Here is a 5,091-nt window from a genome sequence, read left to right as displayed (position 1 = left end):
AAATTACCGTCACCGCCAGTTAATCCGGAGAGTCAGCGATGTTCCTGAAAACCTCGGGCCGGTTACAACGGCATTATCGCCCGTCTGCAACAGGCTGCCAGCGATCCGATGGTGGACGGCATTCTGCTCGATATGGACACGCCCGGCGGGATGGTGGCGGGGGCATTTGACTGCGCTGACATCATCGCCCGTGTGCGTGACATAAAACCGGTATGGGCGCTTGCCAACGACATGAACTGCAGTGCAGGTCAGTTGCTTGCCAGTGCCGCCTCCCGGCGTCTGGTCACGCAGACCGCCCGGACAGGCTCCATCGGCGTCATGATGGCTCACAGTAATTACGGTGCTGCGCTGGAGAAACAGGGTGTGGAAATCACGCTGATTTACAGCGGCAGCCATAAGGTGGATGGCAACCCCTACAGCCATCTTCCGGATGACGTCCGGGAGACACTGCAGTCCCGGATGGACGCAACCCGCCAGATGTTTGCGCAGAAGGTGTCGGCATATACCGGCCTGTCCGTGCAGGTTGTGCTGGATACCGAGGCTGCAGTGTACAGCGGTCAGGAGGCCATTGATGCCGGACTGGCTGATGAACTTGTTAACAGCACCGATGCGATCACCGTCATGCGTGATGCACTGGATGCACGTAAATCCCGTCTCTCAGGAGGGCGAATGACCAAAGAGGCTCAATCAACAACTGTTTCAGCCACTGCTTCGCAGGCTGACGTTACTGACGTGGTGCCAGCGACGGAGGGCGAGAACGCCAGCGCGGCGCAGCCGGACGTGAACGCGCAGATCACCGCAGCGGTTGCGGCAGAAAACAGCCGCATTATGGGGATCCTCAACTGTGAGGAGGCTCACGGACGCGAAGAACAGGCACGCGTGCTGGCAGAAACCCCCGGTATGACCGTGAAAACGGCCCGCCGCATTCTGGCCGCAGCACCACAGAGTGCACAGGCGCGCAGTGACACTGCGCTGGATCGTCTGATGCAGGGGGCACCGGCACCGCTGGCTGCAGGTAACCCGGCATCTGATGCCGTTAACGATTTGCTGAACACACCAGTGTAAGGGATGTTTATGACGAGCAAAGAAACCTTTACCCATTACCAGCCGCAGGGCAACAGTGACCCGGCTCATACCGCAACCGCGCCCGGCGGATTGAGTGCGAAAGCGCCTGCAATGACCCCGCTGATGCTGGACACCTCCAGCCGTAAGCTGGTTGCGTGGGATGGCACCACCGACGGTGCTGCCGTTGGCATTCTTGCGGTTGCTGCTGACCAGACCAGCACCACGCTGACGTTCTACAAGTCCGGCACGTTCCGTTATGAGGATGTGCTCTGGCCGGAGGCTGCCAGCGACGAGACGAAAAAACGGACCGCGTTTGCCGGAACGGCAATCAGCATCGTTTAACTTTACCCTTCATCACTAAAGGCCGCCTGTGCGGCTTTTTTTACGGGATTTTTTTATGTCGATGTACACAACCGCCCAACTGCTGGCGGCAAATGAGCAGAAATTTAAGTTTGATCCGCTGTTTCTGCGTCTCTTTTTCCGTGAGAGCTATCCCTTCACCACGGAGAAAGTCTATCTCTCACAAATTCCGGGACTGGTAAACATGGCGCTGTACGTTTCGCCGATTGTTTCCGGTGAGGTTATCCGTTCCCGTGGCGGCTCCACCTCTGAATTTACGCCGGGATATGTCAAGCCGAAGCATGAAGTGAATCCGCAGATGACCCTGCGTCGCCTGCCGGATGAAGATCCGCAGAATCTGGCGGACCCGGCTTACCGCCGCCGTCGCATCATCATGCAGAACATGCGTGACGAAGAGCTGGCCATTGCTCAGGTCGAAGAGATGCAGGCAGTTTCTGCCGTGCTTAAGGGCAAATACACCATGACCGGTGAAGCCTTCGATCCGGTTGAGGTGGATATGGGCCGCAGTGAGGAGAATAACATCACGCAGTCCGGCGGCACGGAGTGGAGCAAGCGTGACAAGTCCACGTATGACCCGACCGACGATATCGAAGCCTACGCGCTGAACGCCAGCGGTGTGGTGAATATCATCGTGTTCGATCCGAAAGGCTGGGCGCTGTTCCGTTCCTTCAAAGCCGTCAAGGAGAAGCTGGATACCCGTCGTGGCTCTAATTCCGAGCTGGAGACAGCGGTGAAAGACCTGGGCAAAGCGGTGTCCTATAAGGGGATGTATGGCGATGTGGCCATCGTCGTGTATTCCGGACAGTACGTGGAAAACGGCGTCAAAAAGAACTTCCTGCCGGACAACACGATGGTGCTGGGGAACACTCAGGCACGCGGTCTGCGCACCTATGGCTGCATTCAGGATGCGGACGCACAGCGCGAAGGCATTAACGCCTCTGCCCGTTACCCGAAAAACTGGGTGACCACCGGCGATCCGGCGCGTGAGTTCACCATGATTCAGTCAGCACCGCTGATGCTGCTGGCTGACCCTGATGAGTTCGTGTCCGTACAACTGGCGTAATCATGGCCCTTCGGGGCCATTGTTTCTCTGTGGAGGAGTCCATGACGAAAGATGAACTGATTGCCCGTCTCCGCTCGCTGGGTGAACAACTGAACCGTGATGTCAGCCTGACGGGGACGAAAGAAGAACTGGCGCTCCGTGTGGCAGAGCTGAAAGAGGAGCTTGATGACACGGATGAAACTGCCGGTCAGGACACCCCTCTCAGCCGGGAAAATGTGCTGACCGGACATGAAAATGAGGTGGGATCAGCGCAGCCGGATACCGTGATTCTGGATACGTCTGAACTGGTCACGGTCGTGGCACTGGTGAAGCTGCATACTGATGCACTTCACGCCACGCGGGATGAACCTGTGGCATTTGTGCTGCCGGGAACGGCGTTTCGTGTCTCTGCCGGTGTGGCAGCCGAAATGACAGAGCGCGGCCTGGCCAGAATGCAATAACGGGAGGCGCTGTGGCTGATTTCGATAACCTGTTCGATGCTGCCATTGCCCGCGCCGATGAAACGATACGCGGGTACATGGGAACGTCAGCCACCATTACATCCGGTGAGCAGTCAGGTGCGGTGATACGTGGTGTTTTTGATGACCCTGAAAATATCAGCTATGCCGGACAGGGCGTGCGCGTTGAAGGCTCCAGCCCGTCCCTGTTTGTCCGGACTGATGAGGTGCGGCAGCTGCGGCGTGGAGACACGCTGACCATCGGTGAGGAAAATTTCTGGGTAGATCGGGTTTCGCCGGATGATGGCGGAAGTTGTCATCTCTGGCTTGGACGGGGCGTACCGCCTGCCGTTAACCGTCGCCGCTGAAAGGGGGATGTATGGCCATAAAAGGTCTTGAGCAGGCCGTTGAAAACCTCAGCCGTATCAGCAAAACGGCGGTGCCTGGTGCCGCCGCAATGGCCATTAACCGCGTTGCTTCATCCGCGATATCGCAGTCGGCGTCACAGGTTGCCCGTGAGACAAAGGTACGCCGGAAACTGGTAAAGGAAAGGGCCAGGCTGAAAAGGGCCACGGTCAAAAATCCGCAGGCCAGAATCAAAGTTAACCGGGGGGATTTGCCCGTAATCAAGCTGGGTAATGCGCGGGTTGTCCTTTCGCGCCGCAGGCGTCGTAAAAAGGGGCAGCGTTCATCCCTGAAAGGTGGCGGCAGCGTGCTTGTGGTGGGTAACCGTCGTATTCCCGGCGCGTTTATTCAGCAACTGAAAAATGGCCGGTGGCATGTCATGCAGCGTGTGGCTGGGAAAAACCGTTACCCCATTGATGTGGTGAAAATCCCGATGGCGGTGCCGCTGACCACGGCGTTTAAACAAAATATTGAGCGGATACGGCGTGAACGTCTTCCGAAAGAGCTGGGCTATGCGCTGCAGCATCAACTGAGGATGGTAATAAAGCGATGAAACATACTGAACTCCGTGCAGCCGTACTGGATGCACTGGAGAAGCATGACACCGGGGCGACGTTTTTTGATGGTCGCCCCGCTGTTTTTGATGAGGCGGATTTTCCGGCAGTTGCCGTTTATCTCACCGGCGCTGAATACACGGGCGAAGAGCTGGACAGCGATACCTGGCAGGCGGAGCTGCATATCGAAGTTTTCCTGCCTGCTCAGGTGCCGGATTCAGAGCTGGATGCGTGGATGGAGTCCCGGATTTATCCGGTGATGAGCGATATCCCGGCACTGTCAGATTTGATCACCAGTATGGTGGCCAGCGGCTATGACTACCGGCGCGACGATGATGCGGGCTTGTGGAGTTCAGCCGATCTGACTTATGTCATTACCTATGAAATGTGAGGACGCTATGCCTGTACCAAATCCTACAATGCCGGTGAAAGGTGCCGGGACCACCCTGTGGGTTTATAAGGGGAGCGGTGACCCTTACGCGAATCCGCTTTCAGACGTTGACTGGTCGCGTCTGGCAAAAGTTAAAGACCTGACGCCCGGCGAACTGACCGCTGAGTCCTATGACGACAGCTATCTCGATGATGAAGATGCAGACTGGACTGCGACCGGGCAGGGGCAGAAATCTGCCGGAGATACCAGCTTCACGCTGGCGTGGATGCCCGGAGAGCAGGGGCAGCAGGCGCTGCTGGCGTGGTTTAATGAAGGCGATACCCGTGCCTATAAAATCCGCTTCCCGAACGGCACGGTCGATGTGTTCCGTGGCTGGGTCAGCAGTATCGGTAAGGCGGTGACGGCGAAGGAAGTGATCACCCGCACGGTGAAAGTCACCAATGTGGGACGTCCGTCGATGGCAGAAGATCGCAGCACGGTAACAGCGGCAACCGGCATGACCGTGACGCCTGCCAGCACCTCGGTGGTGAAAGGGCAGAGCACCACGCTGACCGTGGCCTTCCAGCCGGAGGGCGTAACCGACAAGAGCTTTCGTGCGGTGTCTGCGGATAAAACAAAAGCCACCGTGTCGGTCAGTGGTATGACCATCACCGTGAACGGCGTTGCTGCAGGCAAGGTCAACATTCCGGTTGTATCCGGTAATGGTGAGTTTGCTGCGGTTGCAGAAATTACCGTCACCGCCAGTTAATCCGGAGAGTCAGCGATGTTCCTGAAAACCTCGGGCCGGTTACAACGGCATTATCGCCCGTCTGCAAC

At 57.4% G+C, this 5,091-nt stretch carries 8 protein-coding genes; all 8 read left to right on the top strand.

Features of this window, described 5'->3' with window-relative positions; all coding sequences use genetic code 11:
- Nucleotides 1-108: 108 nt before the first annotated feature.
- The 8 genes from MGMO_RS18495 to MGMO_RS18460 are packed head-to-tail and all read left to right on the top strand — an operon-like array spanning nt 109 to nt 5,023.
- The gene (locus MGMO_RS18495; protein WP_023490512.1) at nt 109-1,065 is read left to right on the top strand and encodes a S49 family peptidase; all 957 of its coding nucleotides are present in this window, start codon (nt 109-111) and stop codon (nt 1,063-1,065) included.
- A 9-nt stretch (nt 1,066-1,074) separates the two neighbouring features.
- The gene (locus MGMO_RS18490) at nt 1,075-1,407 is read left to right on the top strand and encodes a head decoration protein (RefSeq protein ID WP_001297109.1); all 333 of its coding nucleotides are present in this window, start codon (nt 1,075-1,077) and stop codon (nt 1,405-1,407) included.
- 55 nt (nt 1,408-1,462) lie between these two features.
- On the top strand, nt 1,463-2,488 hold the full coding sequence (locus tag MGMO_RS18485) for a major capsid protein (RefSeq protein ID WP_000063280.1): 1,026 nt from the start codon (nt 1,463-1,465) through the stop codon (nt 2,486-2,488).
- A gap of 41 nt (nt 2,489-2,529) precedes the next feature.
- A complete protein-coding gene (locus MGMO_RS18480) occupies nt 2,530-2,928 on the top strand; it encodes a DNA-packaging protein FI (protein WP_000158919.1) in 399 nt (132 codons plus the stop codon).
- Between the two features lie 11 nt (nt 2,929-2,939).
- A complete protein-coding gene (locus tag MGMO_RS18475) occupies nt 2,940-3,293 on the top strand; it encodes a head-tail joining protein (protein WP_000752979.1) in 354 nt (117 codons plus the stop codon).
- 11 nt (nt 3,294-3,304) lie between these two features.
- Nucleotides 3,305-3,883 carry a phage tail protein gene (locus MGMO_RS18470; RefSeq protein ID WP_000975070.1) on the top strand — a complete coding sequence of 193 codons (579 nt, stop codon included), beginning with the start codon at nt 3,305-3,307 and terminating at the stop codon, nt 3,881-3,883.
- Complete coding sequence (locus MGMO_RS18465) at nt 3,880-4,275, top strand: phage minor tail U family protein (protein WP_000683105.1); 396 nt, start codon at nt 3,880-3,882, stop codon at nt 4,273-4,275. The genes MGMO_RS18470 and MGMO_RS18465 overlap by 4 nt, the downstream gene beginning before the upstream one ends.
- Before the next feature lie 28 nt (nt 4,276-4,303).
- Complete coding sequence (locus tag MGMO_RS18460; protein ID WP_001297108.1) at nt 4,304-5,023, top strand: phage tail protein; 720 nt, start codon at nt 4,304-4,306, stop codon at nt 5,021-5,023.
- The last annotated feature ends 68 nt before the right edge of the window (nt 5,024-5,091 follow it).

The organism is Methyloglobulus morosus KoM1 (assembly GCF_000496735.2).
GTDB classification, from domain to species: domain Bacteria; phylum Pseudomonadota; class Gammaproteobacteria; order Methylococcales; family Methylomonadaceae; genus Methyloglobulus; species Methyloglobulus morosus.
This window is presented reverse-complemented; position numbering and strand designations above follow the sequence as displayed.